Annotated in this window: 16 protein-coding genes; 7 read left to right on the forward strand and 9 right to left on the reverse strand. The window is 66.6% G+C overall.

Features of this window, described 5'->3' with window-relative positions:
- Window positions 1-14: 14 nt before the first annotated feature.
- From B0B01_RS04545 to argH, 5 genes are read right to left on the reverse strand one after another with little or no spacing between them, the layout of a single operon-like run.
- On the reverse strand, window positions 15-2,492 hold the full coding sequence (locus tag B0B01_RS04545; RefSeq protein ID WP_076648019.1) for a TIGR02302 family protein: 2,478 nt from the start codon (window positions 2,490-2,492) through the stop codon (window positions 15-17).
- Window positions 2,493-2,548: 56 nt separating this feature from the next.
- Window positions 2,549-3,814: a diaminopimelate decarboxylase gene (gene lysA / locus B0B01_RS04550; RefSeq protein WP_076648022.1), complete on the reverse strand. Its 1,266-nt coding sequence runs from the start codon at window positions 3,812-3,814 to the stop codon at window positions 2,549-2,551.
- A 31-nt stretch (window positions 3,815-3,845) separates the two neighbouring features.
- Window positions 3,846-4,154 (reverse strand): DUF2834 domain-containing protein, encoded by a 309-nt coding sequence (locus B0B01_RS04555; protein ID WP_076648027.1) that lies wholly within the window; start codon window positions 4,152-4,154, stop codon window positions 3,846-3,848.
- Window positions 4,154-4,333: a hypothetical protein gene (locus tag B0B01_RS04560; RefSeq protein ID WP_076648030.1), complete on the reverse strand. Its 180-nt coding sequence runs from the start codon at window positions 4,331-4,333 to the stop codon at window positions 4,154-4,156. The genes B0B01_RS04555 and B0B01_RS04560 overlap by 1 nt, the downstream gene beginning before the upstream one ends.
- Window positions 4,334-4,360: 27 nt before the next feature.
- A complete protein-coding gene (argH, locus tag B0B01_RS04565) occupies window positions 4,361-5,752 on the reverse strand; it encodes an argininosuccinate lyase (protein WP_076648033.1) in 1,392 nt (463 codons plus the stop codon).
- A gap of 22 nt (window positions 5,753-5,774) precedes the next feature.
- Here argH and B0B01_RS04570 point away from each other — a divergent pair, with 22 nt between their 5' ends.
- The 5 genes from B0B01_RS04570 to yddG all read left to right on the forward strand — a co-directional run bounded on the left by B0B01_RS04570 (window position 5,775) and on the right by yddG (window position 9,968).
- A complete protein-coding gene (locus B0B01_RS04570; protein WP_076648036.1) occupies window positions 5,775-6,344 on the forward strand; it encodes a TlpA family protein disulfide reductase in 570 nt (189 codons plus the stop codon).
- A gap of 195 nt (window positions 6,345-6,539) precedes the next feature.
- The gene (locus tag B0B01_RS04575; RefSeq protein WP_143733013.1) at window positions 6,540-6,767 is read left to right on the forward strand and encodes a DUF3955 domain-containing protein; all 228 of its coding nucleotides are present in this window, start codon (window positions 6,540-6,542) and stop codon (window positions 6,765-6,767) included.
- 219 nt (window positions 6,768-6,986) lie between these two features.
- Window positions 6,987-8,162 (forward strand): acetyl-CoA C-acetyltransferase, encoded by a 1,176-nt coding sequence (locus tag B0B01_RS04580; RefSeq protein WP_076648039.1) that lies wholly within the window; start codon window positions 6,987-6,989, stop codon window positions 8,160-8,162.
- A gap of 144 nt (window positions 8,163-8,306) precedes the next feature.
- Window positions 8,307-9,029 (forward strand): acetoacetyl-CoA reductase, encoded by a 723-nt coding sequence (gene phbB, locus B0B01_RS04585; RefSeq protein WP_076648043.1) that lies wholly within the window; start codon window positions 8,307-8,309, stop codon window positions 9,027-9,029.
- 72 nt (window positions 9,030-9,101) lie between these two features.
- Complete coding sequence (gene yddG / locus B0B01_RS04590) at window positions 9,102-9,968, forward strand: aromatic amino acid exporter YddG (RefSeq protein ID WP_076648046.1); 867 nt, start codon at window positions 9,102-9,104, stop codon at window positions 9,966-9,968.
- A gap of 13 nt (window positions 9,969-9,981) precedes the next feature.
- Here yddG and B0B01_RS04595 read toward each other — a convergent pair whose 3' ends face one another.
- The 3 genes from B0B01_RS04595 to B0B01_RS04605 all read right to left on the reverse strand — a co-directional run bounded on the left by B0B01_RS04595 (window position 9,982) and on the right by B0B01_RS04605 (window position 11,243).
- The gene (locus B0B01_RS04595) at window positions 9,982-10,146 is read right to left on the reverse strand and encodes a YdcH family protein (RefSeq protein ID WP_076648049.1); all 165 of its coding nucleotides are present in this window, start codon (window positions 10,144-10,146) and stop codon (window positions 9,982-9,984) included.
- 111 nt (window positions 10,147-10,257) lie between these two features.
- Window positions 10,258-11,031 carry a tRNA1(Val) (adenine(37)-N6)-methyltransferase gene (locus B0B01_RS04600; RefSeq protein ID WP_407675220.1) on the reverse strand — a complete coding sequence of 258 codons (774 nt, stop codon included), beginning with the start codon at window positions 11,029-11,031 and terminating at the stop codon, window positions 10,258-10,260.
- A complete protein-coding gene (locus tag B0B01_RS04605) occupies window positions 11,028-11,243 on the reverse strand; it encodes a putative signal transducing protein (RefSeq protein WP_076648052.1) in 216 nt (71 codons plus the stop codon). Before B0B01_RS04605 ends, B0B01_RS04600 begins: the two co-directional genes overlap by 4 nt.
- A gap of 57 nt (window positions 11,244-11,300) precedes the next feature.
- Here B0B01_RS04605 and B0B01_RS04610 point away from each other — a divergent pair, with 57 nt between their 5' ends.
- On the forward strand, window positions 11,301-12,299 hold the full coding sequence (locus B0B01_RS04610; protein WP_143733058.1) for a polyprenyl synthetase family protein: 999 nt from the start codon (window positions 11,301-11,303) through the stop codon (window positions 12,297-12,299).
- Window positions 12,300-12,381: 82 nt separating this feature from the next.
- Here the strand turns inward: B0B01_RS04610 and B0B01_RS04615 are convergent, their stop codons facing one another.
- Window positions 12,382-13,200 carry a sulfotransferase family protein gene (locus tag B0B01_RS04615; RefSeq protein ID WP_076648058.1) on the reverse strand — a complete coding sequence of 273 codons (819 nt, stop codon included), beginning with the start codon at window positions 13,198-13,200 and terminating at the stop codon, window positions 12,382-12,384.
- Window positions 13,201-13,334: 134 nt separating this feature from the next.
- Here B0B01_RS04615 and B0B01_RS04620 point away from each other — a divergent pair, with 134 nt between their 5' ends.
- A complete protein-coding gene (locus B0B01_RS04620) occupies window positions 13,335-14,909 on the forward strand; it encodes a DUF5928 domain-containing protein (RefSeq protein ID WP_076648061.1) in 1,575 nt (524 codons plus the stop codon).
- The last annotated feature ends 53 nt before the right edge of the window (window positions 14,910-14,962 follow it).

A 14,962-nucleotide genomic window follows, 5' to 3' on the forward strand; every position in this document is an offset into this window, starting at 1 on the left:
ACCGGAATCTCCCGTCAGAACTGATCCAGCAGCCGGTCGAGATAATCCCGCTCGGCCTTCGGGCGCTCTCCCTCGCCCGAGCGGCGACGGATTTCGTCAAGAAGCTCGCGCGCCCGATCGTAAAGGTTCTCGCGCCCGAGCATCGGCCGGTCGCTGTTCGCCGCGCCGCGCCCACCGATGTCGCGGCCAAGCGGATCACGGTTTGCACGCCGTTCTCCGCCTGCCTCGCCGCCCTCTTGCGGATCCTGCTCTCCCGAGCGGGCGTTTCGGTTGTCGTCAAGCGCGCGCATCCCCTCCCGCAGGGCTTCCATCGCCTCGGACTGGCGGTCGATCGCGCGGCCGAAATCCTCGCTCCGCAGCGCCTCTTCGGCTTCGCGCATGGCCTGCTCCGCGCGCCCGAGCGCATCGCCCGCGCTCTCGCCCTCCCCGTCTTCCTCGCCACCTTCGCCGCGCCGCTGCGCCGGCATGTCGTTGCGCTGGCCGCCAAGGCGTTCGCGCAAGTCGCGCTGTTCGTCGGCCAGCCCGCCGCGCGCGTCGCTTTCGCCCTCCCGCCCGCTGCCCGTTTCGCCCCGCTCGCCGCGCGGATCGAAACGGTCCTGGAAATCGCGGAAGGCACGGTCCGACAGGCGCTGCTGATCGCGCAGCGTCTCTGCCAGCCCCTCCATCGCGCCCTGCCCGCCGGTTCCATCGCCCGGCGCACGGCTCACACGCATGTTTTCCATGAGCCGCTGCAGATCCTGCAGCGCCTGTTCGGCCTCGGCCATGCGCCCCTGTTCCATCAATTCCTGGATACGGTCCATCATCGCCTGCAGGTCACCCTCTTCCATCCGCAGGCTGTCTTCTTCGCTGAGTTGTTCGCCATCATCGCTGTCCTGCTCGGCCAACTGGCGCAGGTAGTCCCGCGTCGCATCGCGCAGGTCCTGCATCAGATCCGCGATCTCGCGATCCGAGGCGCCGTTCTTCATCGCCTCGCTCAACCGCTCGCGCGCCCGGTTCAGCCGCTCGAGCACATCGCCAAGCTCGCCCTCCTCGATCATGACCGCCAGATCCCAGAGCGCCGCCGCGATGCTGTCGCGCCCGGAATCGTCAAGCCCCCCGCCCATCGCGGTTTCAAGCCGGTGCAGCACGGCGCGCAGGCGCAGGTAGCTCGCCGGCGAGGGGAACAGATCGTCATCGGGGCGGTGCGACACGGCGCGCAGGATCTGCGCGACGCGCGGGGCGTTTTCGCGGTTCCACAACAGGTCGCGGCGCTGCTCGGCCAGTGCGGCGGCCATCGGATCAAAGAAACGCCGCCCCGGCAGACGGGTCGAAAGCGGCGCGCTTTCGCCGCTGTTGCCGGCCGCATCCCGGACGCGCAGGGTGATCGTGACCGGCAGATGCGCGAACAGATGGCGCGAGAGATCCTCGACCAGGGTTTCGGTGAACTCGGCCCGCCCGCCGCTGATCGGGAGCGGCAGCGGCAGGATGACCGGCGCCTGCGGCTCGGGATCGGCGGCAAGCCCGTGGCGGCGCTCGACCGCATCGAGGTCAAGCTCGATCCGCGCCTCGCCCCCGGTCACGCCGTAATCGTCCCGGGCCGTGAACGCCAGGGCCATGGCCCCCCCGGCCCCGTCGCGCGGCGGGCCGTCGATCGTGACCTGCGGGGCGTGGTCGGGGATCATCCGCACCTGCCAGCTTTGCCCCTGCGGCCCTTCGACGGCCAGTTCTCCACCCTGCACGACGGTGATTTCCGGGGCGGTTGCATCGCCCGTTTCTGCGCCACCCGAGACGGATTCGGCGAGGCTCAGCGCCCCGGGATCGCCATAGAACCGAAGCAGGATCCGGCTGCCTTCGGGCAGCACGAGCTCGGGGCCCTTCTGGTCCGCAAGGTAAAGCGCCGGGCGCCCGGTATATCGCGGCGGCTCGATCCAGCCTTCCCATGCCGGGCCGCCCGCGACCGCATTGCCGCCACCTGCGTTCAGAAAACCCGTATCATTGATCCGCCCCGGCGTGCCGAGCGCGACCCCGAGCAGCAGGACCAGCAGCGCCATGAAACGCAGCGCGAAAGGATCCTGCCGCGAAAGCCGCAGGTCCGGGCGCACCGCCCGGGCCGAGACGGCGCGCGCGGCCATGCGTCGGCGGTGCGCCTGCCAGAGCGCCTCCGACCCGCTGTCGCCGCCGCCGATCGCCTGCGCATCCATAAGCGCCGCGATGGGCCGCCCGGGCAGCGTCGCATCCAGCCGCGAAAGCGCCTCGGCCCGCGCCGGCCAGCGCAGGCGGCGCAGGCCATGGAGAAAGGCGGCGAACAGAAGCACCGCACCCGCCCCCAAGGCAATCCGGCCGGGCAGGTGGTCGAGAACGCCGAGCATCACCGCCCCGAGCAGCGCCATGACAAGCGTCATCAGCGGCCAGAAGGCCCGCAAAAGCCGCTCGGCCACCATTCCGGCCCGGGTGAGGGCAATCACCCGGCGCAGGGAATGCAGGCTGGTGGATGCGTTGCCCGGATCGGCCATCAGCTTTCTCCGTCCGGCTGCTTGCGGTTCCGCACCCGGCGAGGAAGCGCCGGGGCCTACAGCCACGCGGGCATGGTATCGCGTTTCAGCATTTCGTCAAAGCTCGGGCGCGCGCGGATCACGGCGAAGCGATCACCTTTGACCAGCACCTCGGGGATGAGCGGGCGCGAATTGTATTCGCTGGCCATGACCGCCCCATAGGCCCCGGCACTGCGGAAGGCGACCAGATCGCCCGCCGCCAGCGGCGGCAACGGCACGGCGCGCGCGAATGTATCGCCGGTTTCGCAGACCGGGCCGACCACGTCGAGGGGGGCGCGCTCGATCCCGGGGCGGGGCTCGGTCACGGGGACGATCTCGTGCAGGGCGTCATACATGGCCGGGCGCACGAGGTCGTTCATCGCCGCGTCCACGATCAGGAAATCGCGCCCCTCGCCCTGTTTCAGATAGATCACGCGCGAGACCATGATGCCCGCATTGCCGGCAATAAGGCGTCCGGGCTCGATCTGGATTTCGCAGCCGAGATCCCCGACCACGCGCTTGACCATGGCCCCATATTCGACCGGCAGCGGCGGCGCCTCGTTGGTGCGGTCATAGGGAATGCCGAGCCCCCCGCCGAGGTCGAGCCGGCGGATGTCATGCCCCTCGGCGCGCAGCTTGCGGGCCAGCGCGGCGACCTTGGCATAGGCCTGCTCGAAAGGGGCAAGATCGGTCAGCTGGCTGCCGATATGCACGTCGATCCCGACCACATCGAGCCCCTTGAGCGCGGCGGCCCGGGCATAGACGGCGCTGGCGCGCGCGATCGGAATGCCGAACTTGTTTTCCGCCTTGCCGGTCGAGATCTTGGCATGGGTGCGCGCATCCACATCGGGGTTCACCCGCACCGTGACCGGCGCCACCTTGCCCATCTCGAGCGCGACGGCGTTCAGCGCCTCCATCTCGGGTTCCGATTCCAGGTTGAACTGGCGGATTCCCCCGGCAAGGGCCACGCGCATTTCATCAGCGGTCTTGCCGACGCCCGAAAACACGATCCGTTCGCCCGGAACACCGGCGGCGCGGGCGCGCAGATATTCGCCCTGGCTGACCACGTCCATCCCCGCCCCGGCATCGCCCAGCGTCTTGAGAATCGCGATATTGCTGGCCGCCTTGACCGCATAGCAGACAAGGTGGTCGGTGCCGGAAAGCGCCTCTTCGAACAGGCGGTAATGGCGCAGCAGCGTCGCCGTCGAATACAGGTAGAACGGCGTGCCGATCTCGGCCGCGATCTCGGCAACGGGCACGTCCTCGGCATGAAGCGCGCCGTTCTGATACAGAAAATGATCCATGAGCCGGAGTTAAGAGAAAGCCCGCGGCGGATCAAACGGAATCACGCGGCGGGCGTGTGCGCAGGAACAGGTAAAGCGGCAGCGCCGCGCCGGGCCCGAACAGGATCAGCACCGGAATGGCCGTGAGCGCCTCCCAGTTGCGGCGCACCGCGACCTCGGCACCGCACCAGAGCGCAAGCACAAGCCCGAGCATCACGAAATCGGCCCCAAACGGCCCCCGCGGCCATGCCCAGTTCAACATCTGCAGGTCATGGCCCGACGCAAGCCGCAGAAAGCGGTAGAGCGGCGGCAGCGCGCCGAGCAGCGCCAGCGCCAGATACGCCCGGCGCAGATGCGACATCAGACGCCGAGATGCAGCGACACCGGCGAGCGATGCAGCCCGATGCTGCCGCCGGTATGGATGCGCCCGCCCGAAGAGATGCCGACCCCCGCGCCCACGCTCGGGCGCACCGGCTCGCCATCCACCCCGCAGGCGGCAAGCGCAAGCGCGGCAAGCACCAGCAGGACGAGCTTGTTCATGGCATGGCCTCCTGCCGCATCATGCGCTCAACCGAGGCGCTCGCGCCAGCGCGCGATCTGCTCGCGCACCCGCACCGGCGCCGTTCCGCCGTAGGACAGCCGCGAATTGACCGAGTTCTCAACGCCGAGCACCTCGAACACGGTGTCGTCTATGCCGCCGTGGACCGCGCGCATGTCCGCAAGCGAAAGATCGGGCAGGTCGCACCCCCTCTTTTCGGCCAGCGCCACCAGCGCACCGGTGACGTGATGCGCCTCGCGGAACGGCAGGCCGGGCACCCGCACCAGCCAGTCGGCAAGGTCGGTCGCGGTGGAAAACCCGGCCCCCGCCGCCGTCGCCAGCGATTCGCGATTCGCGCTCATGTCGCGCACCATGCCATCCATCGCCGCCAGCGCCAGCATGAGCGAATCGGCGGCGTCAAAGACCTGTTCCTTGTCTTCCTGCATGTCCTTGGAATAGGCGAGCGGCAGCCCCTTCATCACCATCATGAGCGCCGTATTGGCGCCAAAGATGCGCCCGATTTTCGCACGGATCAGCTCCGCCGCATCCGGGTTCTTCTTCTGCGGCATGATGCTCGAACCGGTCGAGAACCGGTCCGACAGCGCGACAAAGCGGAACTGCGCGCTCGACCAGATCACGAGTTCCTCGGACAGGCGCGACAGATGCATGGCGCAGATGCTGGCGGCGGACAGGAATTCGAGCGCGAAATCGCGATCGCTCACCGCATCAAGGCTGTTTGCCGCCGGCCGCACAAAACCGAGCGCGCGCGCGGTCATGTCGCGGTCGATGGGAAAGGAAGTGCCGGCCAGGGCGGCCGCGCCGAGCGGGGATTCGTTCATCCGCGCCCGCGCATCGCGCATCCGCGACAGATCCCGGCCGAACATCTCGACATAGGCCATCATGTGATGCCCCCAGGTGACCGGCTGTGCCACCTGCAGATGGGTAAAGCCGGGCATCACCCAGTCGGCCCCGGCCTCGGCCTGGGTCAGCAGCGCGCGGATGAGCGCGACAAGCCCCGCATCCGCCGCGTCGAGCTGGTCGCGCACCCAGAGCCGGAAATCGGTCGCCACCTGGTCGTTGCGCGACCGCGCCGTGTGCAGCCGCCCGGCCGGTTCGCCGATCAACTCGCGCAGCCGCGCCTCGACGTTCATGTGGATGTCCTCGAGCGCGGCGGAAAAGGCGAATCGGCCCGCCTCGATCTCTGACAAGACCGTGACCAACCCTTCCCTTATCGCGTCGGCGTCGCTATCGCTGATGATGCCCGTCGCGGCGAGCATCGCCGCATGGGCCTTCGAGCCCGCGATGTCCTGGGCCGCCATCCGCTGGTCATAGTCGATCGAGGCGTTGATCTTTTCCATGATCGCGTCCGGGCCTGCGGCGAAACGGCCCCCCCACATCTGGTTCGAGGTTTTTTCTGCCATGTTCTGCCCCCGGGAGAATGGAATGCGCCTGTTTCGACTTCTGACCCTTTATATTGCGCTTGCGCTCGGTGCAAATGCTGCGCTTGCCGACACCGCCATGCTGGCCGGCCTGCGCGAAGGCGACATGAAAAAGCTGGTCCTGCACGACAGCCCCAAGCCGGTCTCGGAAAAGACCTTCACGCTGGCCGATGACGGTGGCGAGGCGACGCTTGCCGACTGGCAGGGCAAATGGGTGCTGCTGAACTTCTGGGCCACGTGGTGCGCGCCCTGCCGCAAGGAAATGCCCGAGCTTGCCGCCCTGCAGGATGCCTTTGGCGGCAATGATTTCGAGGTTCTGACCCTCGCCAGCGGGCCCAACAACTCGACCCCGGCCATTCGGAAATTCTTTGGCGAGATCGGCGTCGACAACCTGCCCGGCCATCAGGATCCGAACCAGGCCGTGTCGCGCGACATGGGAGTTCTCGGCCTGCCGGTGACGGTGATCCTGAACCCCGAGGGCGAGGAAATCGCGCGCCTGACCGGCGATGCCGAGTGGAATTCCGAAAGCGCGCAGGCGATCATTTCCGCGTTGCTCGACGACGCGGACGAATGACGCGGCCAGAGGAGGCGGGCGCACTTCCGGCGGCGACGCGCCGGAACCGCCGCGCCTGCTCATGCGTTGTTCGCAGTTGTGCCGGATTCGGCGGAGTTCTGCTCACCGGCGCGGCCCCCAGCGTTTTTCATTGAACGAACACGCCCGAATCCCGGATACCCACGGTCATTCTGACAAGGAAAGCACGAGGGGCCGATGTTTCCGAGATTGCTGACATTCGTCGTTGTCACGCTGATGGGGATGGGCTGCGCCACCGCCTATGCGTCGATCAGTTCGACCGTGGATGCGCAGGGGTATCTGCGCGAACCCTTCTTCCTGATCCCGCTCGGCTACCTGTTCCTGCTGGCCGGGCTCGGCGGCATCGTCTTTACCCTGCTGCGGGCGGCGATCCTGCGGCTGGTGGAACCCCACCCCAATTCCTGACCCGCTTCACCAGTGAGCGCCCTCTCGGGGGCCGCGATCCCGGTGCGTCCTGGGACGTGCCGGGTCTTGTCATGCCGGATCGGGTCATGCCGCGGCGTGCCCTCTGCCCTGCGGCGCCCTTTCGGTTGCTGACCTCGCGGCATTCCAGTAATCAGGAAATTGCGATCAGCGCATCAGCGCCTGCATCTTTCGATCTCAGCCGGCAGAAGGACAATCTTCATGACGAACGTAGTTATCGCTTCCGCAGCCCGAACCGGGGTCGGAAGTTTCCTCGGCAGTTTCGCCAATACCCCCGCCCATGACCTTGGCGCGGCGATGCTCGAAGCGGTGGTCGCACGCGCCGGCATCGACAAATCCGAAGTCAGCGAGACCATCCTCGGGCAGGTGCTGACCGCGGCGCAGGGGCAGAACCCGGCGCGCCAGGCGCATATCAAGGCCGGCCTGCCGCAGGAAAGCGCCGCCTGGCTGGTCAATCAGGTCTGCGGCTCGGGGCTGCGCTCGATCGCGCTGGCCGCCCAGCACATCCAGCTTGGCGATGCCGAAATCGTCGCCGCCGGCGGGCAGGAAAACATGTCGATGGCCCCCCATGCCGCCAATCTGCGGCAGGGCCAGAAGATGGGCGACCTGAAATATATCGACACGATGATTCGCGACGGGCTCTGGGACGCTTTCAACGGCTATCACATGGGCAACACCGCCGAGAACGTGGCCGGCCAGTGGCAAATCAGCCGCGAACAGCAGGACGAATTCGCCGTCGCCAGCCAGAACAAGGCCGAAGCCGCCCAGAGCGCCGGCAAGTTCAAGGACGAGATCGTCCCCTTCACCATCAAGACCCGCAAGGGCGACGTGGTGATGGAAAGCGACGAATATATCCGTCACGGCGCCAATATCGAGGCCATGCAGAAGCTGCGCCCGGCCTTCACCAAGGAAGGCACCGTCACTGCCGGCAACGCCAGCGGCATCAACGACGGCGCGGCCGGAGTGCTGCTGATGAGTGCCGACAACGCCGAAAAGCGCGGGATCGAACCGCTGGCGCGGATCGTGTCCTACGCCACGGTCGGGCTCGACCCCTCGATCATGGGCGTCGGTCCGATCGGTGCCAGCCGCAAGGCGCTGGAAAAGGCCGGCTGGAAAGCCTCGGACCTCGACCTGGTCGAAGCCAACGAAGCCTTTGCCGCGCAGGCCTGCGCCGTCAACAAGGACATGGGCTGGGATCCCGAGATCGTGAATGTGAACGGCGGTTCGATCGCCATCGGGCACCCGATCGGCGCCTCGGGCGCGCGCATCCTGAACACGCTGCTGTTCGAACTGAAGCGGCGCAACGCCAAGCGCGGCCTCGCCACGCTCTGCATCGGCGGCGGCATGGGCATCGCCCTGTGCGTCGAGCGCCCCTGATCCCGACCGAGACCGGCATCTGTCCGTCCGATCCGGGGCCCCGCGCCCCGGATCGGGCAGGCAAGGTGCCCGCAACATTGTTGCGCATCCCTGGGCGTGTCGGTAACGTCCTTGCGAATCCCTGACCCTTACCTGGAGAGTAACATGGCACGAACAGCACTCGTCACCGGCGGCAGCCGCGGCATCGGTGCGGCGATCTCGAAGGCATTGAAGGCAGCCGGCTACAACGTAGCGGCCACCTATGCCGGCAATGACGAGGCCGCTGCTGCATTTACCAGCGAAACCGGCATCAAGACCTACAAATGGAACGTCGCCGACTACGATGAAAGCAAGGCCGGGATCGAAAAGGTCGAAGCCGAGGTCGGCCAGATCGACATCGTGGTGGCGAATGCCGGCATCACCCGCGACGCGCCGTTCCACAAGATGACCCCGGAGCAGTGGAAGGATGTCGTCGACACCAACCTGACCGGTGTCTTCAACACCGTTCACCCCGTCTGGCCCGGCATGCGCGAGCGCAAGTTCGGCCGCGTCATCGTCATCAGCTCGATCAACGGGCAGAAGGGACAGTTCGCCCAGGTCAACTATGCGGCGACCAAGGCCGGCGATCTCGGGATCGTGAAGTCGCTTGCCCAGGAAGGCGCGCGCGCCGGCATCACCGCCAACGCGGTCTGCCCGGGCTATATCGCCACCGACATGGTGATGGCGGTTCCGGAAAAGGTCCGCGAAAGCATCATCGCGCAGATTCCGGCCGGGCGCCTTGGCGAACCCGAGGAAATCGCCCGTTGCGTGGTGTTCCTCGCCTCTGATGACGCGGGCTTCATCAACGGCTCGACCATCAGCGCGAACGGCGCGCAGTTCTTCGTCTGATCCGCGCCGGAACGCGACAGGTTCAATCAGGGCCGGCCATCCCAGGCCGGTCCTTTTGCTGCGGGGCTTTCGATGGAGCAACAGCGCGCCACCATGATCGGCTTCGGAGCGGTCCTGCTCTGGTCGCTGCTGGCGCTGCTCACCGTCTGGTCGGCCCCGGTGCCGCCGCTCCTGCTGAACGCAATCTGCTTTGCGATCGGCGGGACGATCGGCATCCTCTGGTGCCGCGCCACCAATTCGCTGGCCGAGCTGCGCCGGGTGTCATGGCGGGTCTATGTCTTCGGCACGCTCGGGCTGTTTGGCTACCACGCGCTCTATTTCTCGGCCCTGCGGCTTGCCCCGGCGGCCGAGGCCGGACTCATTGCCTATCTCTGGCCGCTGCTGATCGTGCTGTTCTCGGGCCTGCTGCCCGGCGAATCCCTGCGTCCCGGGCATCTTGCGGGTGCCCTGCTCAGCTTTGCCGGGGCGGCGCTGATCCTGACCGGCGCCGGTGATCTCGGCTTCAGGGCGCAATATCTGCCGGGCTATGGGCTCGCGCTGCTCTGCGCTCTCACCTGGTCGGGTTACTCGGTGCTTTCGCGGCTCGTCGGCCATGCGCCGACCAGTTCGGTCGCGGTGTTCTGCCTGCTGAGCGCATTGCTGTCGCTGCTGCTGCATCTCGTCTTCGAGCCGACCCGCTGGCCCGACGGCGCAACCGGGTGGCTTGCCACGCTCGGCCTCGGGCTCGGCCCGGTCGGGCTTGCGTTCTATCTCTGGGATGTGGGGGTGAAACGCGGGGATATTCAGCTTCTCGGCACCAGTTCCTATGCGGCGCCGCTGCTGTCCACGCTCATTCTGGTTCTCGCGGGCGTTGCCAGCGCCTCGTGGACGCTGGCTGTCGCCGCGCTGCTGATAACCGCCGGCGCCGTGGTCGCGGCCCGCGCCCGCCGGCGGGATTGATCTGGCGGCCGTCCTAGTGGGACAGGCGCTCGATCTCTTCCTTGAGCTTCAGCTTTTGCTTCTTGAGTTCAGTCACATACAGCCCATCCGTGCCCGGCGATCGTTCGGCCTGCTCGACCTCGTTGCTCAGCAGGCGATGCTTACGCTTCAGTTCCGTCAGATGCGCGTTCAGGCTCATGGCAAACCTCCTTCTGAACCAGATGCAGACTCAGTTGAACACATCTTCCCGAGTCTGTCACCAGCGATCCGGATCACATGGCTGACAACGTATGAATCCCGCCGCGGGTCCTCATGCCGGCCAGGGCAACGGCGCGCCGTCCCGCAGCACCGCCGCGATGTCCGGGCGGTAATCCTCGCGGCTCGTGCGGTGCGTGCCCTCGTGCAGTACGAGCGGCCAATGCTGGCGGAATGCCGCCCGTCCGCCCTTGCGGGCCCGCAGGATGGCCAGTTCGGGCTCCCGCCCCGCGCGCGCCGAAAGCGGCAGCAGTTCGACCGACCCGAGCCGCGCCTGCGCACAGGCCGCAAGCAGTTCGGGCAGCCGCGCAACCCGCTGGATCACGTGGAAACAGCCCCGCGCCGCCAGCCGCCGTGCCGCCGCCGCGACCCAGGCGCCAAGCTCCTCCCCGCCGCCGAGCGCCAGCGCCCGCCCCTCGTCGCGCGCACGGCTGTGGGCACCTGCCCTGAAATACGGCGGATTGGCGATCACATGGTCGAACTCCGCCTGCCGCAGCGGCGCGGGCAGGGCCGAAAGGTCAGCGACATGGACCATGGCGGGAATGCCGTTTTCTGCGGCATTGCGTCGCGCAAGCGCGGCATAGGCCGGCTGGATCTCGACCCCGACAAGGCAGAGATCCGGAACGCGCGCCCCAAGGCACAGCATCGCCGCCCCGGCCCCGCAGCCGAGGTCAAGCACCCGCTCTCCGCTCCGCGCCGGGATGCTGGCCGCCAGCAGGACCGGATCAGCCCCCGCGCGATAGCCCTTGCACGGCTGCCGCAGCCGCAGCCGGCCGCCAAGGAAACCATCACGGCTCAGCGCGTCCTCGGCAAAACTTTCGATCATCATCCGGCGGGCAGGATGTCATTGTCGCGCAGCACCGAAAGCGCGCGGTCGAAATCGGCCTCGCGCACCATCATGCGCCGGGGCAGAATTCCGATGCCACCTTCGAGGATGCTCATGTTTACGTCGAATTCAAAGCAGTCTATATCCTCGCCCCGAAGGAGAACGGATGCAAAGGCCATGACCGTCGGATCGGTGCTGCGCAGAAGTTCCTTCATGACTTCAGGATGTAAGGGCAAGTCAGCCGAAATGTCGAGCCGGGAAACGGACGCATGATGGACAGTATTCTCTCTCCGACGCCGCTTGACCGTCTCGCCGCCGAACTCGGCAGCGACATGGAAGCGGTCAGCACCCTGATCCGCAAGCGGATGGTGTCGCGCCATGCGCCGCGCATCCCCGAAGTGACCGCCCACCTGGTCGAGGCCGGCGGCAAGCGGCTGCGGCCCATGCTGACTCTCGCCGCGGCCCGGATCTGCGGCTACGAGGGGCCCTGGCATGTCCACCTCGCCGCAACGGTCGAATTCATCCATACCGCGACGCTGCTGCACGACGACGTGGTCGATGAAAGCGCCCAGCGCCGGGGCCGCCCCACCGCGAACCTGCTCTGGGACAACAAGTCGAGCGTGCTGGTCGGCGACTACCTGTTCGCCCGCAGCTTCCAGCTCATGGTCGAGCCCGGGAACCTGCGCGTGCTCGGGATCCTTTCGAACGCCGCCGCCACCATCGCCGAAGGCGAGGTGCTGCAGCTTTCCGCCGCGCGCGATCTCGCCACCGGCGAGGATACCTATCTCCAGATCGTCCGCGGCAAGACCGCGGCGCTGTTCTCGGCCGCGACCGAATCGGGCGCGGTGATCGCCGGCGCGCCGGAGGACCACGCCCGCGCGCTGTTCGAATACGGCGACGCCCTCGGCATCGCCTTCCAGATCGCGGACGACCTGCTCGACTACCAGGGTAACAGCAGCGCCACCGGCAAGAACATCGGCGACGATTTCCGCGACCGGAAACTCACCCTTCCCCTGATCAAGGCGATCGCCGCCGCAAGCCCCGAAGAACGCAGCTTCTGGAAACGGGTGATCGAGACCAGCCGGCAGGAAGAGGGCGACATCGACACCGCACTTGCGCTGATGGAGCGTCACGGCGCCCTTGCCGCGACCCGCGAGGACGCCCTTCGCTGGGCCGAACGCGCGCGCGACGCGCTCCGCACGCTCCCCGACCATCCGGTGCGCCACATTCTCCACGATCTAGCGGATTACGTCGTCGCCCGCCTCCTCTAGCCGAAGGCCAGGGCGGCAAATCCCGCGCCAAAGCCTTCTTCTGGCTCTAAATATCCCCGCCGGAGGCCCCCCGCCGCCGCAATCAGGCGCCAAGCTTGGCGTGGAGTTCCTCAAGGTCGATCTCGCCCACCGGCATCTTGTTGCCCGGATTTCCGGCATCGTAACGGAACAGCTCGAAATCCTGCTTGTAGATCTCGTAAACCAGATGCATCGAAAGGTCGTCGAAATACGCCTCGACCGGATGGGCACGCGTCGGCCCGTGGCCCTCGCTTTCGTTGAAGCGCGGAACCGCCGCCAGATCGACCGGGTGGCGCATCTCCATATTGGCCAGCACCTGCGTCATGCCCTCCTCGAAGGCTTCGGTCCAGATCACGCGGTCATAGGTGCCGCCATTGGCGATGAACGTGCCCACATGGCCCGACATTGCCGACCAGTGGATATCGGGCTCCATCGGGCGGCGGAAGCGGATCGTGTCACGGGCAAACAGCAGAAAGCGGCGGAACGAGCGGATCTGGTCGAACTCCTCCTGCCCGTCCTCGCCGCCGACCTCGATCCCGTAATTATAGATCAGTGACGGCACCAGATTGCCGCGATAGCGCCGCCCGTTGCGCTGGATACCGCAGATCTTGTCGAAGAACGACGAAAGGATCCGCGTATAGGGGTTGCGCACACAGGTAAAGCTGTAGCTCTCGTGCCCCAGCACATTGCGCCGGATCGGCTCCTGGCTGGTTTCGAAGGCCCATTTGTGCAGGCCCGTGTCGGCGTCGTGGATATCCCCGTCGAAGAACCGGCCGTGATCCGAATAATAGAGAATCTGGCCGATGGTCGAACAGGCGCATTTCGGCACGACCCGATAAACGACGCTGCCGCTTTCGGTCATCCAGGTACCGGGAAAATTCATACTGCACTCCTTGTGCGGCGCCACAGCACAGGCGCACCGCTCCAATCGAGAGAAAGCAGAGAAAGCCGGTTTATTCAATCGGCCATGGGCACTATCAAGCCCCTGTGTGTCGTTGAACAGTGTCGTTTTTTTCCATGGCTCGAATTGCCTATATCCTGCTCTGCCACAAGGATCCCGATACCGTCATCCGCCGGGCCCGGCAGCTGACCGCCGCCGGCGACTGCATGGCGATCCATTTCGATGCCCGCGCCAGCCGGTCCGATTACCGCCGCATCCGGGCCGCGCTCGACGGTGATCCGAACGTGAGCTTCGTGCGCCGGCCCGTGAAATGCGGCTGGGGCGAATGGTCGCTGGTCGAGGCGACGCTGCGGGCCACCGCCGCCGCGCTCGACGCCTTCCCCCGCGCCACGCATGTCTACATGCTCTCGGGCGACTGCATGGCGATCAAGTCGGCGCAATACGCCCATCGCTTCCTTGACGACATTGATGCCGACTTCATCGAAAGCTTCGACTTCTTCGAAAGCGACTGGATCAAGACCGGCATCCGCGAGGAACGGCTGATCTACCGCCATTTCCTCAACGAACGCCGCCACAAGCGCCTGTTCTATGCCTCGCTCGCGCTGCAGCAGGCGCTCGGCCTGCGGCGGCGGATCCCGGCCGATCTCGATATCCGGATCGGAAGCCAGTGGTGGTGCCTGCGGCGCCGCACGGTCGAAAGAATCATCGCCATGACGCAGGAGCGCCGCGACGTGATGCGCTTCTTCCGCACCACCTGGATCCCGGACGAGACCTTCTTCCAGACCCTCGTGCATCACCTGGTGCCCGAGGAGGAGATCCGCAGCCGCACCCTCACCTTCCTGATGTTTTCCGACTACGGGATGCCGGTCACCTTCTACAACGATCACTATAACCTGCTGCTGTCCCAGGATTATCTCTTCGCCCGCAAGATCAGCCCCGAGGCGCATGACCTGCACGAACGGCTCGGGACGCTCTATGCCGCACGCGACGCGGCGTTCCAGATCTCGAACGAGGGAACCAGCATCTATCGTTTCCTGACCGGGCGCGGCCGCATGGGGCGCCGCTTCGCCCCCCGGTTCTGGGAAACCGAAAGCTCGCTCGGGCGCGAGCGGGAACTGATGATCATCGCCTGCAAGAAATGGCATGTGGCCAAGCGCCTGGTGGGGCGGATCCGCACAACGGCCGGCCTGCCGGCGGTCGATTACCTCTTCAACGAGGAAACCACCCCCCTGCCCGACCTCGGCGGCATCCAGAAGACGCTCGAGAAACGCACCCGCCACCGCCGCGCATTGATGCGGATGCTGTTCGACTGGTTCGGGACCGACCGGCTCGTCATCTGCATGGATACGGCCAGTCTCGATCTCATGCATGATTTCTTTTCCGACCGCTCCGTCACCCGCCTGCTCGAGATCGAATGCCTCTATTCCGACGATTTCCTGAGCGGCCACGCAAAACGCATCGGGCTAGCCGGCGAACAGACCGATGCCGAGGCGCTCGACCGGCTGTTGCCGACGATCCGCAACGCCATCAATGACGAGGCCGACCTGATACGCGACGCCGGCTTCGCCCGCCACGGGCGCATCAGCGAAACCGCCTCGGTCGCGGCCAACGCGGCGGTGCTTGCCGAATTCCTGACCATTCCCGAGGCCACCGCGCTGGACCTCCTGCAGGGCGGCGACCTGTTCGACTGAGCGGCCCCGGGCGCAGGGCCCGGGAATCCTCCTTGCCCGGCGGCGCCAAAGCC

The organism is Pontibaca methylaminivorans (genome assembly GCF_900156525.1).
Classification (GTDB): domain Bacteria; phylum Pseudomonadota; class Alphaproteobacteria; order Rhodobacterales; family Rhodobacteraceae; genus Pontibaca; species Pontibaca methylaminivorans.

Coding starts and splice junctions, on each gene's coding strand:
- B0B01_RS04545 (WP_076648019.1), bottom strand. CDS start 2,492: ATGGCCGATCCGGGCAACGCATCCACCAGCCTGCATTCCCTGCGCCGG.
- lysA (WP_076648022.1), bottom strand. CDS start 3,814: ATGGATCATTTTCTGTATCAGAACGGCGCGCTTCATGCCGAGGACGTG.
- B0B01_RS04555 (WP_076648027.1), bottom strand. CDS start 4,154: ATGTCGCATCTGCGCCGGGCGTATCTGGCGCTGGCGCTGCTCGGCGCG.
- B0B01_RS04560 (WP_076648030.1), bottom strand. CDS start 4,333: ATGAACAAGCTCGTCCTGCTGGTGCTTGCCGCGCTTGCGCTTGCCGCC.
- argH (WP_076648033.1), bottom strand. CDS start 5,752: ATGGCAGAAAAAACCTCGAACCAGATGTGGGGGGGCCGTTTCGCCGCA.
- B0B01_RS04570 (WP_076648036.1), top strand. CDS start 5,775: ATGCGCCTGTTTCGACTTCTGACCCTTTATATTGCGCTTGCGCTCGGT.
- B0B01_RS04575 (WP_143733013.1), top strand. CDS start 6,540: ATGTTTCCGAGATTGCTGACATTCGTCGTTGTCACGCTGATGGGGATG.
- B0B01_RS04580 (WP_076648039.1), top strand. CDS start 6,987: ATGACGAACGTAGTTATCGCTTCCGCAGCCCGAACCGGGGTCGGAAGT.
- phbB (WP_076648043.1), top strand. CDS start 8,307: ATGGCACGAACAGCACTCGTCACCGGCGGCAGCCGCGGCATCGGTGCG.
- yddG (WP_076648046.1), top strand. CDS start 9,102: ATGGAGCAACAGCGCGCCACCATGATCGGCTTCGGAGCGGTCCTGCTC.
- B0B01_RS04595 (WP_076648049.1), bottom strand. CDS start 10,146: ATGAGCCTGAACGCGCATCTGACGGAACTGAAGCGTAAGCATCGCCTG.
- B0B01_RS04600 (WP_407675220.1), bottom strand. CDS start 11,031: ATGATGATCGAAAGTTTTGCCGAGGACGCGCTGAGCCGTGATGGTTTC.
- B0B01_RS04605 (WP_076648052.1), bottom strand. CDS start 11,243: ATGAAGGAACTTCTGCGCAGCACCGATCCGACGGTCATGGCCTTTGCA.
- B0B01_RS04610 (WP_143733058.1), top strand. CDS start 11,301: ATGGACAGTATTCTCTCTCCGACGCCGCTTGACCGTCTCGCCGCCGAA.
- B0B01_RS04615 (WP_076648058.1), bottom strand. CDS start 13,200: ATGAATTTTCCCGGTACCTGGATGACCGAAAGCGGCAGCGTCGTTTAT.
- B0B01_RS04620 (WP_076648061.1), top strand. CDS start 13,335: ATGGCTCGAATTGCCTATATCCTGCTCTGCCACAAGGATCCCGATACC.